The sequence below is a fragment of the Paraburkholderia sp. SIMBA_030 genome, assembly GCF_046535245.1.
Classification (GTDB): domain Bacteria; phylum Pseudomonadota; class Gammaproteobacteria; order Burkholderiales; family Burkholderiaceae; genus Paraburkholderia.
In genome coordinates this window covers 1-253 of sequence record NZ_JAWRXB010001115.1, presented here as the reverse complement: position 1 = coordinate 253, position 253 = coordinate 1, and the positions used below count along the sequence as shown (strand labels likewise).

The following is a 253-nucleotide window of genomic DNA, read 5'->3' as shown; positions in this document are numbered from 1 at the left end:
GATGGACACCGTGCCCTCGATGCCCGGCTCCAAGTAATGCTGTCCACGCCGCTGAACGAATATCCTGTCTTTCCGCACGCCATCGCCGAAGCGCACCACCTTCCCTCGGAAGTGGTCGTTGACCTGATGGAACAACGCCTCGTGGCGCTCGCCGCGGACTTGGACTTCCTGGTCAATGCCGAAGCCACCGTGACGGCCAAGGGCGTCGACCGCAAGTATTGGATCGATATCACCTACCAACAGGCCATGCGCC

The 253-nt window shown here is 61.3% G+C and carries 1 pseudogene; it reads left to right on the top strand.

The features are described from left to right. Positions 1–36: 36 nt before the first annotated feature. Positions 37–253 (top strand): annotated as a pseudogene (locus SB772_RS43480) (hypothetical protein); the annotation flags it as partial.